Origin of the sequence: Allobosea sp. (genome assembly GCF_035944895.1) — a bacterium.
Lineage (GTDB): Bacteria > Pseudomonadota > Alphaproteobacteria > Rhizobiales > Beijerinckiaceae > Allobosea.
On record NZ_DASZAT010000010.1, the window covers coordinates 847,171 to 862,203 of the forward strand.

A 15,033-nucleotide genomic window follows, 5' to 3' on the forward strand; every position below is an offset into this window, starting at 1 on the left:
ATCACTGCCCGAGATAATAAGCGTGAGGTTATCGAACTATGGCCGAGCCGCTCCTGTCGACCATGGATCGGCGCATCAAGTTTCGCCATCTCCGTTGCTTCATCGAGGTCGCGCGGCTGAAGAGCGTCGTCAAGGCGGCTTCGGTGCTCCATGTCAGCCAGCCCGCGATCTCCAAGACCGTGCAGGAGCTCGAAGAGCTGCTGGGCGTAGTGCTGTTCGAGCCCAACCGCCGCACCATGCTGCTCACCGGCGCTGGCGAGATCTTCCTGCGCTATGCCAGCGCCAGCGTCACGGCGCTGAAGCAGGGCATGCGGATGGTCGGCGGCGACGAGATGTCGCCGGAGCATGCCTTCACCGTCGGGGCGCTGCCGACGGCATCGGCCCGGATCCTGCCGGCCGCCATCGCCCATGTGACGCAGCGCTATGAGCGCCTGAGGCCGCGGGTCGTGACCGGGGCGAACGACGTGCTGATGGCGCAGCTCCGGCTCGGCGACGTCGATCTCGTCATCGGCCGCATGGCCGCGCCGGAGACGATGACGGGCTTCACCTTCGAGCATCTCTATTCAGAGCGGATCGGGCTGGTCGTCCGGCCGGAGCATCCCCTGCTGCACGCGGGCGACTTCGCCCCTGCCGCGATCGCACAATATCAGCTGCTGATGCCGCCGCCGGGCTCCGTCATCAGCTCGACGGTCGAGCGCTACATGATCGCCCATTCGATCCAGCCGCGCTCGGGCGTGATCGAGACCGTCTCGGACTCCTTTGCCCGCGGCTATCTCAGGCAGACCGATGCGATCTGGTTCATTTCCGAAGGTGTGGTCACCGAGGATGCCGCCCGGGGCCAACTCGCCCTGCTGCCGGCCCATACGGAAGACACGCTGGGTCCGGTCGGCCTGACGACGCGCGCCGATGCCGTGCTGTCCCTGTCGGCCCAGATCTTCATCACGGCGCTGAGGGAGATCGCCGCCAGCTGGCGCGTGGAAGCCCGGCCCACACTGCGGTTATAGCCTCGAGGCCAGCATCAGGCCTGGAAATCGCCAGAGACCCTATACGATCGCGCTATCCGTCTACCCGCATAGCTAATTGCTGGTGGCAGGCGCTCGGCGTCACTCTCTCCCATGCCCGGCTTCACAAGACGCAAGCGAGGGATCCATGTCTGCATCAGCAAGCGCTGCCATCATCATGTCGACCGCTCTGTCGATTATCGTCCTGGGACTGACGATCTCCACGACGGCGATCCTCCCATCGCCAGCCCGTGCCGCTAGCCTCATCGCGTTGCCGGCGGCAAGGCCGGCCGTCGGCGACTACATCCCCCGATCGATGCACATCATCGGCGTCGATGGCGAAAGCTATCCGCGCGCCTACGGGATGCTGATCTTCGACGGCAAGATCATCGCCATGGTCGACGCGAAAACCCGGAAGATCATGCAGATCGTTTCGGACGAGCCGCTCTGACGCCATACCGATAGGGTGCGCCCCAAAAAGCAGAACCCAGCCGCGAGGCGGCTGGGTTCTGAAAGCTCTCATGTGAAGCCGACCAGTGCCGGCCTATGGGCGATGCGCAGGTTATGGGTCCCTGTACAGCACCTATCTCAGGCGCTCTCGCCGACCGCCTGCAGATAGAGGTCGAGGATCGCCTCTTCCTCCTTGCGCTCATCCAGGTCGCGCTTGCGCAGCGCGATCACCTTGCGCAGCACCTTGACGTCATAGCCATTGGCCTTGGCCTCGGAATAGACCTCCTTGATATCGTCGGAGATCGTCTTCTTCTCTTCCTCAAGGCGCTCGATGCGCTGCACGATGCTCTTGAGCTGATCGCCTGCAACCGGATCGTCCATTCTCAAAACCCTTCTTCGGAATTCGGCCGCAGGGGTTCGCAAGGATGGGCGGCGAGGTCAAGCAAGAACGGCTCTGTGTTCACATCTCTCGCGCCGCAGCCAGCGCTCCCGGCAGCAATCTGACCAGCCTGAGACCCCAGGCGCGGGCCGCATGCGGTTCGCCGATCAGGTCCTGCCTGATCTCGATCAGCGCGTCGAGCAGGCCGCGACGCGTCGCATGGCGGTCGATCGTGTCGCCCGGCAGCCCACCATTATAGGGCTCGTTGTCGCCGACGATCAGGTCGCCCTCCGCCTGCAGCGCCGCGATCAGCGCCTGCGCGAGGCGCCCTTCCCTGTCCCAGAGCACGCCGGCATGCCAGGGCCGCGGCACGCCCTTCCAGAACGGCGTGAAGGAATGCAGCGAAACGATCGCCGGCGGATGCCCGGCAGCGAGCGCCGCCTCGACAGCGGCGTCGATGGCTGCATCGTAAGGCGCGTAATAGCGCGCGACCCGTTCGGCGATGCCAGCCTCGTCGATGCGGGCATTGCCCGGCACGATCGCGCCGTCGGAAATCCGCATCACCAGGGTCGGATCGTCGCGGCCGCGATTGGGATCGATCAGCAGGCGCGAGAAATTGCTGAGCACGGCGGGCGCGCCGAGCGCCTGCGCCATCGCCCGCGTCATCTCGGCCGCACCGATATCATAGGCGATGTGGCGCTCGAGCTGCTGCGGCGGCAGGCCGAGCAGGTTCAGTTCGGGCGGGATCGCATTGGTCGCATGGTCGCAAAGCAGCAGGATGCCCGTCGCCGGATCCCCCGCAATGATCTCGACATCGCCGGGCTGGCGAACCGAAGCACCGCCCTGCAAGCCCTCGTCCGCACGCATCATGACCTCGGACCATCCGTCACATCGCGAGCTGCACCCGCGCCGGCGCGACATAGCGCGCTTTCGCCTCGCCCGGAACGGCAGAGTGGCAAGAATCCACGCTGCCGCGACGTCCTGGAACATGTCCTGATCCCAAATGCAGTATCCACTTTTCCGGGACATGCTCTAGTAACAGGCCGATAAGAGGCTAAGACGAAAGTCGATTGCCACCAGCAGATTCGCACGGGGAAGGCGCTTGGAGCAGCGGCAGGACGCAATCGCGGAGCGGCACCGTATCGCCCGCCGGATTTTCGACACTGCCGTGGACAGGGCCCATCCGCGCAGCTGGCTCGCCGCGCATCTGCCTCCCCCGCCGCCTGACGGGCGCCTGATCCTCCTCGCTGCCGGCAAGGCTGCGGGCAGCATGACCCTGCTCGCCGAAGCCCATTATCTCGACACGCTGAAGCTCTCGCCCGACCGCTTCCTCGGCCATGCCGTGGCGCGCCATGGCTACGAGGCGCAGACCCGCCACATCCCGATGCTGGCCGCCGGCCATCCCGTGCCCGACGAGGGCAGCATCGCCAGCGCGACGCGGGCGCTCGAACTCGCTGCCTCCGCCACCGCCGACGATCTCGTCCTGGTGCTGCTCTCCGGCGGCGGCTCGGCCAACTGGGTCGCGCCCGCCGGCACGCTTGCGCTCGCCGAGAAGCAGGCGGTCAACAAGGCGCTGCTGCGCTCCGGCGCGCCGATCGGCGAGATGAACATCGTCCGCAAGCGGCTCTCGCGCATCAAGGGCGGCCGGCTCGCGCTCGCCGCGGCGCCGGGCAAGCTGCTCACCCTCGCCGTCTCCGACGTGCCGCATGACGATCCCGCCGCGATCGCCTCCGGGCCGACCGTGCCCGATCCGAGCAGCATGGCCGACGCCCGCGCCATCGTCGCCCGTTACGGGCTGACGCTGCCACCGGCGGCGCAGGCCCTGCTCGCCGACGACGCCAGCGAGACGCCCAAGCCCGGCGATCCCGCCTTCGCCGGCAGCGAATACCGCATCGTCGCCCGCCCGGCCGATGCCATCGCCGCGGCGGTGAAGACCGCCGCCGAGGCCGGTTACGAGCCGATCGATCTCGGCCCCGATCTCGAAGGCGAGGCACGCGACGTCGCCGCCGCCCAGGCCGCCCGCGCGAAGGAACTCAAGGCTGCCGGCCGCCGCGCCGCGCTGATCTCCGGCGGCGAGCTCACCGTCACCATCGCCGGCAATGGCCGCGGTGGGCCGAACCAGGAATTCGCGCTGGCGCTGGCGATCGCGCTCGCTGGCGAGCCCGGCATCGTCGCGCTCTCCGGCGACACCGACGGCACTGATGGCGGCGGCGGCGAGGCGACCGACCCGGCCGGCGCGGTCATCGACGAGACGACGCTGGCGCGCGCCCGCGCTCTCGGCCTCGATCCCGCCCAATCGCTGGCCCAGAACGACTCGACCGGTTTCTTCTCGGCTCTCGGCGACCTGTTGCAGACCGGCCCGACCCTGACCAATGTCAACGACTGCCGCGTGATTCTGATCGACCCATGAAACGGGCCATGAGCCGAAGCCGATTTCTCCTTCCAGCGCTTGCCGCCGGGCTGTTCATGGCCGGCGTCGGTCCGGCGCTTGCGGACTTGCGCATGTGCAACACGACCGGCAGCCGCGTCGGCATTGCGCTCGGCTATCGCGATGCGCAAGGCTGGGTCACCGAAGGCTGGTGGAACCTGGCTCCGCGCGCCTGCGAGACCCTGCTGCGCGGCACGCTCGCTGCGCGCTTCTACTACGTCCACGCCGTCGACTACGACAAAGGCGGCGAGTGGACCGGCAAATCCGTCATGTGCACGCGCAACAAGGAATTCACCATCCGCGGCATCGAGGACTGCCTGGCGCGCGGCTATGAGCGCTCCGGCTTCTTCGAGGTCGACACGGGCGAGCAGAAGGGCTGGACGATCCAGCTCACCGATACGGCCGGCACCGCGCCGCGCCCGTGATGCGGCGCAGCAAATCGCTTGCCCTAATCGTTTGAATCGGCGAGGCCTGCCGGAAGCGGGCCCAGATGGTTTCTTTAAGGGGGAGTGACGTGATGAGGCGGGAACGGCGGATCAAGATCATCGCCACGCTGGGGCCGGCCTCGTCCACCTCGGAGATGTGCGCCGCCCTGTTCAAGGCCGGCGTCGACGTCTTCCGCATCAATATGAGCCACACCCAGCGCGAGGATCTACCGGCCAGGATCGCGATGCTGCGCGGGCTGGAGAAGCAGTTCCGCCGCCCGGTCGGCATCCTTGCCGACCTGCAGGGGCCGAAGCTGCGCGTCGGCCAGTTCGGCGGCGATGGCGGCGTGATGCTGGAGAAGGATGCCCGCTTCATCCTCGACGCCGACCCGGCGCCCGGCACCGTCAAGCGCGTGCACCTGCCGCATCCCGAGATCCTCACGGCGCTGGAGCCCGGCCATCACCTCATCCTCGACGACGGCAAGATCCGGCTGGTCGTCGAGAAGGCCTCGCCGAAGCAGGCGGTGACCAAGGTCGTCATCGGCGGCCGTCTCTCCTCGCGCAAGGGCGTCAGCCTGCCCGACACCACGATCCCGGTCTCGGCCATGACCGACAAGGATCGCTCCGACGCCGAGGCCGCGGCCGAGGCCGGCGTCGACTGGATCGCCCTCTCCTTCGTGCAGCGGCCGGAGGACATGGCGGAACTCCGCAAGATCGTCCAGGGCCGGGCGCTTGCCCTCGCCAAGATCGAGAAGCCGCAGGCAGTGCTGCGCCTGCAGGAGATCATCGAGGCCTCCGACGCGATCATGGTGGCGCGCGGCGATCTCGGCGTCGAGATGCCGCTCGAAAAGGTGCCCGGCACCCAGAAGCGCATCACCCGCATGGCCCGCCGCATGGGCAAGCCTGTCGTCGTCGCGACGCAGATGCTGGAGAGCATGATCACTGCCCCGGTCCCGACCCGCGCCGAGGTCTCCGACGTCGCGACCGCCGTGTTCGAGGGCGCCGACGCCGTCATGCTCTCGGCCGAGAGCGCCGCCGGCCAATACCCGATCGAAGCGGTCGCGATGATGAACCGCATCGCCGAGGAAGTTGAGAGCGACTCCGTCTACCGCTCCATCCTCGAATCGCAGAAGGCCGAGCCTGAAGCGACCGGTGCCGACGCCATCGCCAAGGCTTCGCACGAGATCGCCGACGCGCTCAATCTCAAGGCGATCGCCGCCTGGACCTCCTCGGGCTCGACCGCCTTCCGCATCGCCCGCGAACGGCCGAATTCTACCGTAGTCGCGCTGACGCCGAACGCCGCCACCGCGCGCCGGCTCACCCTCGTCTGGGGCGTGCATTCGGTCGTGACCAAGGACGCCAGCGACATCGACGACATGGCCTTCCGCGCCTGCAAGTTCGCAGTGCGCGAGGGCTTCGCCAAGGAAGGCGACCGGCTCATCGTCGTCGCCGGCGTTCCGTTCGGCACGCCGGGCGCGACCAACATGGTCCGCATCGCCTTCGTCGCGAAGGAGCATGTCGAGCAGGCGTGAGCCTACCTTATGCCGGAGGCGTCATTCTCGGGCGAAGCGAAGCGCAGACCCGAGAATCTCAGGACCACATGGCACAGATTGGAGTCTCTTCCGGCCTGAGATGCTCGGGTCAAGCCCGAGCATGACGGACCGCTTGCCATTCCCCTGCGGCCGCCTCTGCTCTACTGCTTGAGTTCCCGCTTTCGGCAGCCAGCGACGCCCATGGCCCTCACCGACATCGCCACCCGGACCTATAACCACAGCTGGCGGCTCGACCCGATCATCCGCAGCCTGCTCGACACCGATTTCTACAAGCTGCTGATGCTGCAGATGATCAGGAGCTTCCATCCGGAGGTGCAGGTCACCTTCGGCCTGATCAATCGCTCCAGGCAGATCCGCCTCGCCGACGTGATCGATGAAGCCGAGCTGCGCGCCCAGCTCGACCATGCCCGTGAGCTGCGCTTCACCAAGAAGGAGCTGATCTGGCTCGCCGGCAACAGCTTCTACGGCAAGACCCAGATGTTCACGCCGGACTTCATCGCCTGGCTCGCCGAGTTCCGCTTGCCCGAATACGAGCTGCGCAAGGTCGACGGCCAGTATGAGCTGACCTTCGCCGGCCCCTGGACCCACTCGATGATGTGGGAGATCCCGGCCCTCGCCATCGTCAACGAACTGCGCTCGCGCCAGGCGCTCAAGACCTGGGATCGCTTCGCCCTCGACGTGCTCTATGCCCGCGCCAAGTCGAAGCTCTGGGACAAGGTCGAGCGGCTGAAGAAGCTGCCCGACCTGCGCATCTCCGATTTCGGCACCCGCCGCCGCCATGGCCATCTCTGGCAGCGCTGGTGCGTCGAGGCGCTGAAGGAGGGCCTGGGGCCGACCTTCACCGGCACGTCCAACGTCCTGCTCGCCATGGAGAACGATCTCGAGGCGATCGGCACCAACGCCCATGAACTGCCGATGGTGCTCGCCGCACTCGCCGACAGCGACGAGGAACTGAAGCGCGCGCCCTATCGCGTGCTCGACGAATGGCGCCAGGTCTATGGCGGCAACCTCCTGATCGTGCTGCCCGACGCCTTCGGCACCACCGCCTTCCTGCGCGATGCGCCCGCCTGGCTCGCCGACTGGACGGGCTTCCGCCCCGACAGCGCCCCGCCGATCGAGGCCGGCGAGCAGATCATCGCCTGGTGGCAAGCCCAGGGCCGCGATCCCAAGAGCAAGCTGATCGTCTTCTCCGACGGCATGGACATCGACTCGATCGAGCAGTCCTACCATCATTTCCACGGGCGGGTCCGCACCAGCTTCGGCTGGGGCACCAACCTGACCAACGACTTCGTCGGCTGCTCGCCAGTCGGCACCCCCGATCTCGACCCGATCTCGCTGGTCTGCAAGGTCGTCAGCGCCAATGGCCGTCCGGCGGTAAAACTCTCCGACAACCCGAACAAGGCGACCGGCGATCCGGCCGAGATCGCGAGGTATCTACGGGTGTTCGGCGGGGCGGACCGGAAGGCGAAGGCGGTGAGGGTTTGAGGCGGGCTTCTGCGCCTCTGCTTTCGACCCAAGTCGATCATTCAGGCAGGATCAAAATGATCAGGGCTCCGTCGCGCCATTTCCGGACATCGGGGCCTGCCTGAAAGCTGACGTTCCCAAAGGGTGAGCAGGCCCTCAAGCCACTTTTCGTCAGCGCTCCGAGACCGTGTTCCCGAGGATGTTCATGCGGATCACGGTGACCCCGCCATCGGCGAGTTCTGGCAGGCGCGCGAACCAGGACTGAACATGCGGGGTTTGATTATGTGCCTCGAAATCGGCCTGACTGGCGAAAATCTCGGTAAAGATGAAATGCCCGGGGGCCTCCCGGCTCTCCTGGAGGAAGTAGAGCAGGTTGTTCGACTCGGCGCGCACCTGCGCCACGAGCGGTAGCGTGATCGCACGCAGGGCGTCTTCCTTCCCCGGCTTGGCGCGAACCTGGGCCACGACGGCATAAGCGTCGGCGGGAATATCGGAATAACGCACGCCGTCGGCGTCTCGGGCGATCGCGCCTCCGGAAAGCGCGGCCGTAGCCAATGCCGCCGACACGGCGCGGAGCGGGAATTTGCGGGGCATTACCGACCTCCTTGCGCTCAACGCGATGACAGGACCAGCTTGCGCCTCGCCTCGAGCGCGCTGTCGAAGACCTGCTTGACCGGCCCCAGAGCCTGCACGAACTCGAGCTGCTCGCCTTCCGGGCCGGTGCAGTAGATCAAGCGCCACCCGTCCGACTTGCCTTCGGTGATGCCGTTGGAATTGGTATCGAGCGGGGCCGCGCGACGCTCGGCCTCGTTCGCCACGGTCACGATGCGGTTCGCGCGGACGTTCGTCATGTCGCGCCGGCCTGATTCCGCCTCGAGGTCGGCGATGAACTGGTTGAAATCGACATCGTCGCGGATGTGAAAGCAGATATGCATCATCCGCGGGAATGCCGGGCTCATGTGGTCGAGCGGCTCGGCGAATGCCCGTGGCCCGCCCATCGGCTGGTCGGCATCGCGATATTGCAGGAGCTCGATCACGACATTGTCGAACTGGACGAAGCGCACGTCGAGCCGCTGCGCACCGCCGCGAAGGTCGGGAATACCCATCGTGCGTGGGTTGACGCCGCGTGCGCGGGCTTCGATTTCCTGGCCGGTCAGCAGTGTATTGTGGATCCGCTCGCCCTGGAAATCGCCATCGCGCATCACCTCGGTTCCACCCAGCACCTCCGTATAGAAGGTGAAGGCACGCTCCATGTTCTGGACCGTGAGGCCGAAATGTTGAACGCCTTGCAGCCGCTGGCCGATCGATCGCTCGCCAGACCTGGCCGATGCTGCGCGCTGTCCCTGCGCGGCGGCTGGCGCGGCCACTCCGGTGACCGATGCTGCCAGCACCGTACCCGCGGTTTTCAGCGCGTCCCGGCGATCCAGCCCCCCTGGAAGCTGTCCATGATTTTCCATCGTCCCTCTCCCTGGCCTTGCACGGGTGCTCGATTGCCGTTCTGAGAGCGGCCATGCGCTCTCGCCACTGCATCGCGCTGCAACTCCCCGCGCCGAACGGTGCGAACCTTGACTTCAGACGCCTACGGCACCGCGGCTGACGCGTATTACAGAATCTTGCTCTTTTGCCGCGCCGAGCGCTCCGATGGGGACCGGATTTCCCGGATCCCGCCGGTCGTTCCGGCAACGCATCGGTGGCCGGCAGCGTAGGCGGAGCCGTCCTGGCTCGGCCTTTCTGACATTCTGCGGATGGTGTAGTTTCGGGCCGCGAAATGCGTCACGGCAGCCTGGAGCACAGGCGTTGAAATTCGAAGACGCCTGGAAGGGGATCGACGGCCAGACAGGCGATGATGGAGGCACCGGCCTCGCGCCCTATAGGTCGATCCATTCCCCACATGTGCCGCGTTACTGGAGCGACCATCTGATCGCACCGGTCCGCACGATCGGTGCCGCTACGGCGACGTCGCTCAAGATGAGCTACTGGTTCTCGACCATCGAGGATTCGCCGCAGGAGGGCGACCCGACATTCGTCAGCGCTTCACTGCGAACGAGCCCTGCCACGGCCTGGCGTGACGCCGCACCGTCGGGCCTGGTGTCGATGTTGCCGTTCGAGGGCGCGCAATGGCGCTTCGAGCAGCCCGTGAGCTTCGTGCAGTTCCACCTTCCTTTCGATCTGATGGGCATGGTCAGCGCTTCGCTGTTCGGCAGGGAGCTCACCCATGATCATCTGCGGATGCCCGCCGACGTGCCGGATGCCCAGCTATCCCGTCAGCTGGATCGCCTTCGGCATAGGGCCTCCCTGATCGAGCCGACAAACCTCCTTCTCGACAGCTGGGCGTTGATCCTCGCCGAGACGTTCCTCCGGCGGCTATCGAGCCACGGCGAGCGAAGCGGGCATGGACCGTTCGGCAAGCTCCCCGCCAGGGGCGTCGCGCGCGTCGTCGATTATATCGAAGATGGCATCGACCAAGACCTGCGGCTGTCGTCACTGGCCGCTATTGCTGGAATGAGCGTCTATCATTTTGCTCGCCGCTTCCAGGAAACGGTCGGCATATCACCCTATACTTATGTGCTGGTGCGGCGCGTCGACCGCGCACGCGCGCTGCTGCGCCGGAGCGACGAGCAGCTCGTCGACATAGCGCTAGCCTGCGGCTTCTCAAGTCAATCTCATTTGACGACGGTCTTCCGCCAATGCCTCGGCGTCACTCCGGGAGAATATCGCCGGCGTGTTCGGGAATGAATGGGTTGGTGTCCTGCGCTCGACAAGCCCGATTGCTCGGGATGATGGATGATCATTCGCGGACCCAGAGCTTCCGGCGAGTTCATGCTGTCCGGCTGCGTTGCACCATAAGTGGACATTCCCGAGGGAGGATACGGGGGGTCAGCTCCCGACCCGAAGCAGGCGTGCCACACAAGCATGCATCGGCAGGCGAGCTTGTGTGACTAGGCAGGAACATACGTCAACCTGATCACGCTCTCGCCAATGCGATCGCTGGCGACGAGGCGGAGCGGCGGCCGGGAGCCTGCGAAGAACGGCGTGCCGCGGCCCAGTACATGCGGGTGGTAGTAGAGCCGATATTCGTCGATCAGACCAAGCTCGGTCACGCTTTGCGCCAGCTTCGGCCCGGACACCGTGATCTCGCCCGCCAGCTCATCCTTCAGCCTGCGGATCGCCGTCGCCAGGTCATCCGCGATAAGCGTTGCGTTGGGTCCGACCGACGCCAGCGAGCGCGACACCACCCATTTCGGCAGGCGCCGCCATGCCGCCGCGAAGTCGCGATGATCCGCAGTCCATTCGGGATGGTCCTCGTCCCAATAGCGCATGATCTCGTACATGCGACGACCATAGACGCTGCCCGCCAGGCCCTGCACATGCTCAATCCAATGGCGGAAGAGCACGGCATCGGGCGCGAAGGCCTCGTGATCGACATAGCCGTCGAGGGACAGGTTCATTCCGAAGATGAGCTTGGCCACGTCGCAACAACCTCCGCCCCCAGGTCTTTAGGAACAGCTCGAGCCGCAGTGAGCTTTGATATGACCCTTGCATGGTTGGCGGCACCAGGATGACAGCAGCGAAGGCCCAGGCCACGGCGAATTCAAGCCTCACTCGCGCAGAGACTGCTTTCGCAGCGCCGCACCCGCTTCCAGCGCATGGCGGCTGTTCCTTGCCGCGCCGTGCAGGTCGGCTATCGTCGTCGCGTTCTCAGGGCGGGGCGAAACTCCCCACCGGCGGTATGCGGCCTCGGCCGTGAGCCCGCGAGCGCCTTTCGCGAGGAAGGGTCAGCAGATCAGGTGCGATGCCTGAGCCGACGGTCACAGTCCGGATGAAAGAGAACGTGCCGTCGTCCGCGCTTTCCGGCGCGGCGCGCGGCCGTGATCGCCTTGGGTGACGTGTCTGTCGCGAAAGGAGATCACTGTGACACTCGCCCGTTTTGCCTTCATCAAAGCCGCCTGGCATGCCGATATCGTCGACCAGGCCCTCAAGGGTTTCCTCGAGGTCATCCCTCCCGCTCAGGTCGATGTGTTCGACGTGCCGGGAGCATTCGAGATGCCGCTGCTCGCGCGCGACCTCGCCGCGACCGGTCGCTACGCCGCCGTTGCCGCCGCAGCCCTGGTCGTGGACGGCGGCATCTACCGCCACGAGTTCGTCGCGCAGGCCGTTGTCGACGGATTGATGCGAGCCGGGCTCGATACGGGCGTGCCGGTGCTCTCGGTCTCGCTGACTCCGCACCATTACCGGGAGGGCGCGCATCACGCCGAAATCTTCAGGGCGCATTTCGTGACCAAGGGCCGGGAAGCGGCGGAGGCGGCTCTGATGATCGTGCGCACCCGCGCCCGCCTCGCGGCCTGACCGCGCCAACGCACGAGGCTGCCTCCCGCGCGATCGGGAGGCAGCCTCGAAGGTCGCTAGACCTCGAGCAGCAGCGGCCTGTGATCGGAAACCTCGGGCTGCTGGACGACCTCGAAGGCGAGAACCTCGACAGCCTCGTTCACCAGCATGTAGTCGGCATAGCGGCCGGGCTTCTTGTAATGGGACGTCCGTGTATCAGTGTGGCCGCGGCCGACGACGAGGTCCTCCAAATCCAGGCCGGCCAGAATCCCGAAGGTCTGGCTGCCGGGCTCGACATTGAAATCGCCGCAGACGACGAGGCGATCTCCCGGTTCCGCCACCGCCTGGACCAAGCCGACCAAGCGACGCGCCTGCTCGAGACGTTCCGGCGTGTCGATCTTGCCGTTTAGATCTCTCAACCCGTGCATATGCGCGATGGTGATCGACCAGCCGCGGTCGAAATCATGGAGCCGGATGACATGAGCGCTGCGTGAGCGCGGATGCTCGCCATAACCGTCGGGAGAAAAGCCCTTGTGCACGAAGCCCTGCATCTGACCGATGATGGGAAACCGGCGGTGGACGAAGGTCGCGAGTCCCCATTGCGAGGGCACGGTCTCCTCGCCATCCCAGAGAATGCCCTGTGCCGCCGGGCAGAAGATCGCGACATGCTCCGGCAGCGCCTCCGACACATCGCGGAAGAAGTTGGCTCGCTGCGGCAGAACATGGTCTCCGTCGCGATAGTCCAGCCACTCCTTCGACGTCGCCGGCGTATGGACGACCTCCTGGAGGCAGAGGACATCCGGCGCTTCCCGGGCGAGATAGGCGCGGACCGCCTCGTGCAGCGTCCCGCCCCAGCCATTCAGGCAGATGATGCGCAATGCGGTAGCCCTCGCCAGCCTAGCCGATCCGGAACACCTTGCCGGTCCCGGCCTCGCGGTAGAGATCGACCCGCTCGCCGTTCCAGTGATAGTCGAGATGTCGGCCCTGCACGGGATTGCCGGCAAGATCGGGCCAGAACAGGCCGGCGCACTCCCCGCCTGGCCGACGCACGCTCGGATAGGCGACGCCATCCGAGCCGGCGGCACGCAGCCTCAAGCCCAGCGCCTGGCTTTCGGCATAGTCGTCCGGCCGCAGCAGCGCGCTCTCCCCCGCCCGCTCGCCGCGCAGATCGTGCAGGCTGGCGTCGATCGACAGCACCAGCTCGCGGAACTGCGAGGTCCAGCCGGGTGCTTCCTTGGTCCGCGCCATGAAGCGACCATGGTGATGGATCGTCTCGAACAGCGCCGTCTCGAAGCCCTCGGCGACATAGAGCACGCCGTAGCTGCCATCGCTGAACCGGCTCGGCCGATCGCGGCTGATATGGGTGAAGGGCGCCATCAGCCAGCTTGCGCCAACCCCGGAGACGCGGCGCGACGGTGGCACCAGGTCGAGATTGCCGATCGTCTCCATCAGGCGCGGATTGGTCTTCATCTCCGCCAGGATCAGCAACGGCCAGTCGGCGGGGTCGGCGATGTCCTCGAACAGGTCGATCGGCGGGAAGGCGCTGCGGATGATACGGACCGCACCAGGCCAAGCGACCAGTGCGATCGGAAACTCGCCCGTGCTCACCAGAGCCCGCGCTCCGCATCGAGATAGCGCCGCACACGCATCAGATCGGTGAGCTCGCCGCCGAGCATGACCTCCAGCGCCGACCTGCCGGCGAAGGCCTCGTTGCCCGCCTTGATCCAGGCATAGCCGCGCTGCGGTTCGCGGAAGATCAGGCGCAACGCCTTGTGGATGCCCATCAGATTGGAGAGCCGCGCTTTGGCATCGCGGTCGATGCGGCCGATCTCGCCCGCCTTCCAGCGCCGATAGCTGCGCACCGGCTGGTCGAGCAGCACGGCGGCCTCGTCGTCGGTCAGGCCCCAGAGCCGGAACAGGTTCACCGACGCGCGGAACATCGCCGCTGCCTCCGTTTCGGTGATCACAGCGGGCGAAAAGGCATCGGGCGAGGTCGGAACCGGCGAGAGCTGGCTCATCGGATAATCTCCATTTGGCAGAAGATAAGTAAAATGCTGCCAAATGGCAAGAGTAGGTGCATGCGTCATTCTCGGGCGGAGCGAAGCGGAAATCCGAGGATCTCAGGCCGAGAAGGCGCTACTGGAGTTCCCCCCGGGCTGAGATGCTCGGGTCAGGCCCGAGCATGACACGCGGGACGCCTCAAGCGTCGCGGCCATCGACCTCGAGCTTGAGCGATTCGACGGCGTCCTTCACCGCGTCGAGTTGCGGATAGATGACGAGCGCCCGCCGATAGGCGACCATCGCGCGCTTGTCGTCGCCTTGCTGGCGCAGGATCGTGCCGAGCCCCATCATCGCGCCGTAATGGCGCGGCTCGCGCTTCAGCGTCTCGGCGATGTCGAGCATGGAGCGAATCGGATCACCCGAAAGGAACAGCGCATTGGCCCGCTGATTCCACCCTTCCGCCCAGTCGGGCTCCAGGGTGACGACCCGGTCGAGCAGTTCGATCGCCAGCGGCAATTCGCGCGCCTTCAGTGCATCCTGCGCCCGGGTCATCAGCAGATCAGCCGTATCCGAGCCTGACCTGGCCCAGCGCCGCTGGATCAGATTGGCGATTCCCTTCGCCTCTTCCGGCGTCTTCGCCGTGGCGAGCCGCTCGAACAGCCGATCGAGCGTGACGGGGCCGCGCGGCGCCGGAGGCTCCGGCAGGTTGGGCTTGTCGTCGCGATCGGCGTGCGGCACAGCGCCGTCGCGCAGCGGTTTGTCTTGCGCAAGGGCTCCGGGAGCAGCCACGAGCAGCAGCCCCGGAATCAGCGCAAGGTGGGCAAGACGAGCGAGTCTCATGCCCTCAAGGTGGGCCTGACGAAGCCCGGCGTCAATTCACGGCCCAGCGAGATCGCTCAGGAAGCGAGGTCGCGCACAAGCCAAAAAAGCGGGCCGCACACTGTGCAGCCCGCTCTTTCAATCTCGACAAGGAAGCTTCCAGCGCGGCCTGACGGCTGCGCGAAAC

17 protein-coding genes and 1 riboswitch are annotated in these 15,033 nt (G+C 66.2%); of the genes, 8 read left to right on the plus strand and 9 right to left on the minus strand.

Annotated elements, in window-relative coordinates:
- Window positions 1-38 precede the first annotated feature (38 nt).
- Together pcaQ and VGV58_RS19690 are read left to right on the plus strand one after the other, a co-directional pair.
- On the plus strand, window positions 39-1,004 hold the full coding sequence (pcaQ, locus tag VGV58_RS19685) for a pca operon transcription factor PcaQ (RefSeq protein ID WP_326875718.1): 966 nt from the start codon (window positions 39-41) through the stop codon (window positions 1,002-1,004).
- A 145-nt stretch (window positions 1,005-1,149) separates the two neighbouring features.
- The gene (locus tag VGV58_RS19690; protein WP_326875719.1) at window positions 1,150-1,452 is read left to right on the plus strand and encodes a hypothetical protein; all 303 of its coding nucleotides are present in this window, start codon (window positions 1,150-1,152) and stop codon (window positions 1,450-1,452) included.
- A gap of 137 nt (window positions 1,453-1,589) precedes the next feature.
- Here VGV58_RS19690 and VGV58_RS19695 read toward each other — a convergent pair whose 3' ends face one another.
- A complete protein-coding gene (locus tag VGV58_RS19695; protein WP_152011935.1) occupies window positions 1,590-1,832 on the minus strand; it encodes a DUF2312 domain-containing protein in 243 nt (80 codons plus the stop codon).
- 79 nt (window positions 1,833-1,911) lie between these two features.
- A complete protein-coding gene (locus VGV58_RS19700) occupies window positions 1,912-2,697 on the minus strand; it encodes an N-formylglutamate amidohydrolase (protein ID WP_414644046.1) in 786 nt (261 codons plus the stop codon).
- A 235-nt stretch (window positions 2,698-2,932) separates the two neighbouring features.
- Between VGV58_RS19700 and VGV58_RS19705 the strand changes: the two genes are divergently transcribed.
- From VGV58_RS19705 to pncB, 4 genes are all read left to right on the plus strand, one after another.
- Entirely contained in the window at window positions 2,933-4,240 is a 1,308-nt protein-coding gene (locus VGV58_RS19705) for a glycerate kinase type-2 family protein (RefSeq protein ID WP_414644026.1), read from the plus strand.
- Window positions 4,241-4,248: 8 nt separating this feature from the next.
- Window positions 4,249-4,683, plus strand: a complete 435-nt coding sequence (locus tag VGV58_RS19710) for a DUF1036 domain-containing protein (protein ID WP_326875722.1) — start codon at window positions 4,249-4,251, stop codon at window positions 4,681-4,683.
- Between the two features lie 92 nt (window positions 4,684-4,775).
- Window positions 4,776-6,215 (plus strand): pyruvate kinase, encoded by a 1,440-nt coding sequence (pyk, locus tag VGV58_RS19715; protein ID WP_326875723.1) that lies wholly within the window; start codon window positions 4,776-4,778, stop codon window positions 6,213-6,215.
- Window positions 6,216-6,416: 201 nt separating this feature from the next.
- The gene (gene pncB, locus VGV58_RS19720) at window positions 6,417-7,721 is read left to right on the plus strand and encodes a nicotinate phosphoribosyltransferase (protein ID WP_326875724.1); all 1,305 of its coding nucleotides are present in this window, start codon (window positions 6,417-6,419) and stop codon (window positions 7,719-7,721) included.
- Window positions 7,722-7,871: 150 nt separating this feature from the next.
- Here pncB and VGV58_RS19725 read toward each other — a convergent pair whose 3' ends face one another.
- A complete protein-coding gene (locus VGV58_RS19725; RefSeq protein WP_326875725.1) occupies window positions 7,872-8,294 on the minus strand; it encodes a putative quinol monooxygenase in 423 nt (140 codons plus the stop codon).
- A 17-nt stretch (window positions 8,295-8,311) separates the two neighbouring features.
- Complete coding sequence (locus VGV58_RS19730; RefSeq protein WP_326875726.1) at window positions 8,312-9,157, minus strand: VOC family protein; 846 nt, start codon at window positions 9,155-9,157, stop codon at window positions 8,312-8,314.
- Between the two features lie 340 nt (window positions 9,158-9,497).
- On the opposite strand from VGV58_RS19730, the gene VGV58_RS19735 reads away from it, so the two are divergent.
- On the plus strand, window positions 9,498-10,436 hold the full coding sequence (locus VGV58_RS19735) for an AraC family transcriptional regulator (protein WP_326875727.1): 939 nt from the start codon (window positions 9,498-9,500) through the stop codon (window positions 10,434-10,436).
- 203 nt (window positions 10,437-10,639) lie between these two features.
- Here the strand turns inward: VGV58_RS19735 and VGV58_RS19740 are convergent, their stop codons facing one another.
- Window positions 10,640-11,170, minus strand: a complete 531-nt coding sequence (locus VGV58_RS19740; RefSeq protein WP_326875728.1) for a dihydrofolate reductase family protein — start codon at window positions 11,168-11,170, stop codon at window positions 10,640-10,642.
- 221 nt (window positions 11,171-11,391) lie between these two features.
- Window positions 11,392-11,536: riboswitch (FMN riboswitch) on the plus strand.
- A 76-nt stretch (window positions 11,537-11,612) separates the two neighbouring features.
- Between VGV58_RS19740 and VGV58_RS19745 the strand changes: the two genes are divergently transcribed.
- Window positions 11,613-12,047 (plus strand): 6,7-dimethyl-8-ribityllumazine synthase, encoded by a 435-nt coding sequence (locus VGV58_RS19745; RefSeq protein WP_326875729.1) that lies wholly within the window; start codon window positions 11,613-11,615, stop codon window positions 12,045-12,047.
- A 56-nt stretch (window positions 12,048-12,103) separates the two neighbouring features.
- Here VGV58_RS19745 and VGV58_RS19750 read toward each other — a convergent pair whose 3' ends face one another.
- The 4 genes from VGV58_RS19750 to VGV58_RS19765 form a co-directional block, all read right to left on the minus strand.
- The gene (locus tag VGV58_RS19750; protein ID WP_326875730.1) at window positions 12,104-12,904 is read right to left on the minus strand and encodes an endonuclease/exonuclease/phosphatase family protein; all 801 of its coding nucleotides are present in this window, start codon (window positions 12,902-12,904) and stop codon (window positions 12,104-12,106) included.
- A gap of 19 nt (window positions 12,905-12,923) precedes the next feature.
- Complete coding sequence (locus VGV58_RS19755) at window positions 12,924-13,634, minus strand: RES family NAD+ phosphorylase (protein WP_326875731.1); 711 nt, start codon at window positions 13,632-13,634, stop codon at window positions 12,924-12,926.
- The gene (locus VGV58_RS19760) at window positions 13,631-14,044 is read right to left on the minus strand and encodes an MbcA/ParS/Xre antitoxin family protein (RefSeq protein ID WP_326875732.1); all 414 of its coding nucleotides are present in this window, start codon (window positions 14,042-14,044) and stop codon (window positions 13,631-13,633) included. Before VGV58_RS19760 ends, VGV58_RS19755 begins: the two co-directional genes overlap by 4 nt.
- A gap of 181 nt (window positions 14,045-14,225) precedes the next feature.
- Window positions 14,226-14,867 (minus strand): tetratricopeptide repeat protein, encoded by a 642-nt coding sequence (locus VGV58_RS19765; RefSeq protein ID WP_326875733.1) that lies wholly within the window; start codon window positions 14,865-14,867, stop codon window positions 14,226-14,228.
- Between the last annotated feature and the right edge of the window lie 166 nt (window positions 14,868-15,033).

Excerpts from the sequence above, each read along its gene's own strand:
- pncB (WP_326875724.1), top strand. The coding sequence starts at position 6,417 with ATGGCCCTCACCGACATCGCCACCCGGACCTATAACCACAGCTGGCGG.
- VGV58_RS19690 (WP_326875719.1), top strand. The coding sequence starts at position 1,150 with ATGTCTGCATCAGCAAGCGCTGCCATCATCATGTCGACCGCTCTGTCG.
- VGV58_RS19730 (WP_326875726.1), bottom strand. The coding sequence starts at position 9,157 with ATGGAAAATCATGGACAGCTTCCAGGGGGGCTGGATCGCCGGGACGCG.
- VGV58_RS19760 (WP_326875732.1), bottom strand. The coding sequence starts at position 14,044 with ATGAGCCAGCTCTCGCCGGTTCCGACCTCGCCCGATGCCTTTTCGCCC.
- VGV58_RS19725 (WP_326875725.1), bottom strand. The coding sequence starts at position 8,294 with ATGCCCCGCAAATTCCCGCTCCGCGCCGTGTCGGCGGCATTGGCTACG.
- pyk (WP_326875723.1), top strand. The coding sequence starts at position 4,776 with ATGAGGCGGGAACGGCGGATCAAGATCATCGCCACGCTGGGGCCGGCC.
- VGV58_RS19710 (WP_326875722.1), top strand. The coding sequence starts at position 4,249 with ATGAGCCGAAGCCGATTTCTCCTTCCAGCGCTTGCCGCCGGGCTGTTC.
- VGV58_RS19765 (WP_326875733.1), bottom strand. The coding sequence starts at position 14,867 with ATGAGACTCGCTCGTCTTGCCCACCTTGCGCTGATTCCGGGGCTGCTG.
- pcaQ (WP_326875718.1), top strand. The coding sequence starts at position 39 with ATGGCCGAGCCGCTCCTGTCGACCATGGATCGGCGCATCAAGTTTCGC.
- VGV58_RS19700 (WP_414644046.1), bottom strand. The coding sequence starts at position 2,697 with ATGCGTGCGGACGAGGGCTTGCAGGGCGGTGCTTCGGTTCGCCAGCCC.
- VGV58_RS19695 (WP_152011935.1), bottom strand. The coding sequence starts at position 1,832 with ATGGACGATCCGGTTGCAGGCGATCAGCTCAAGAGCATCGTGCAGCGC.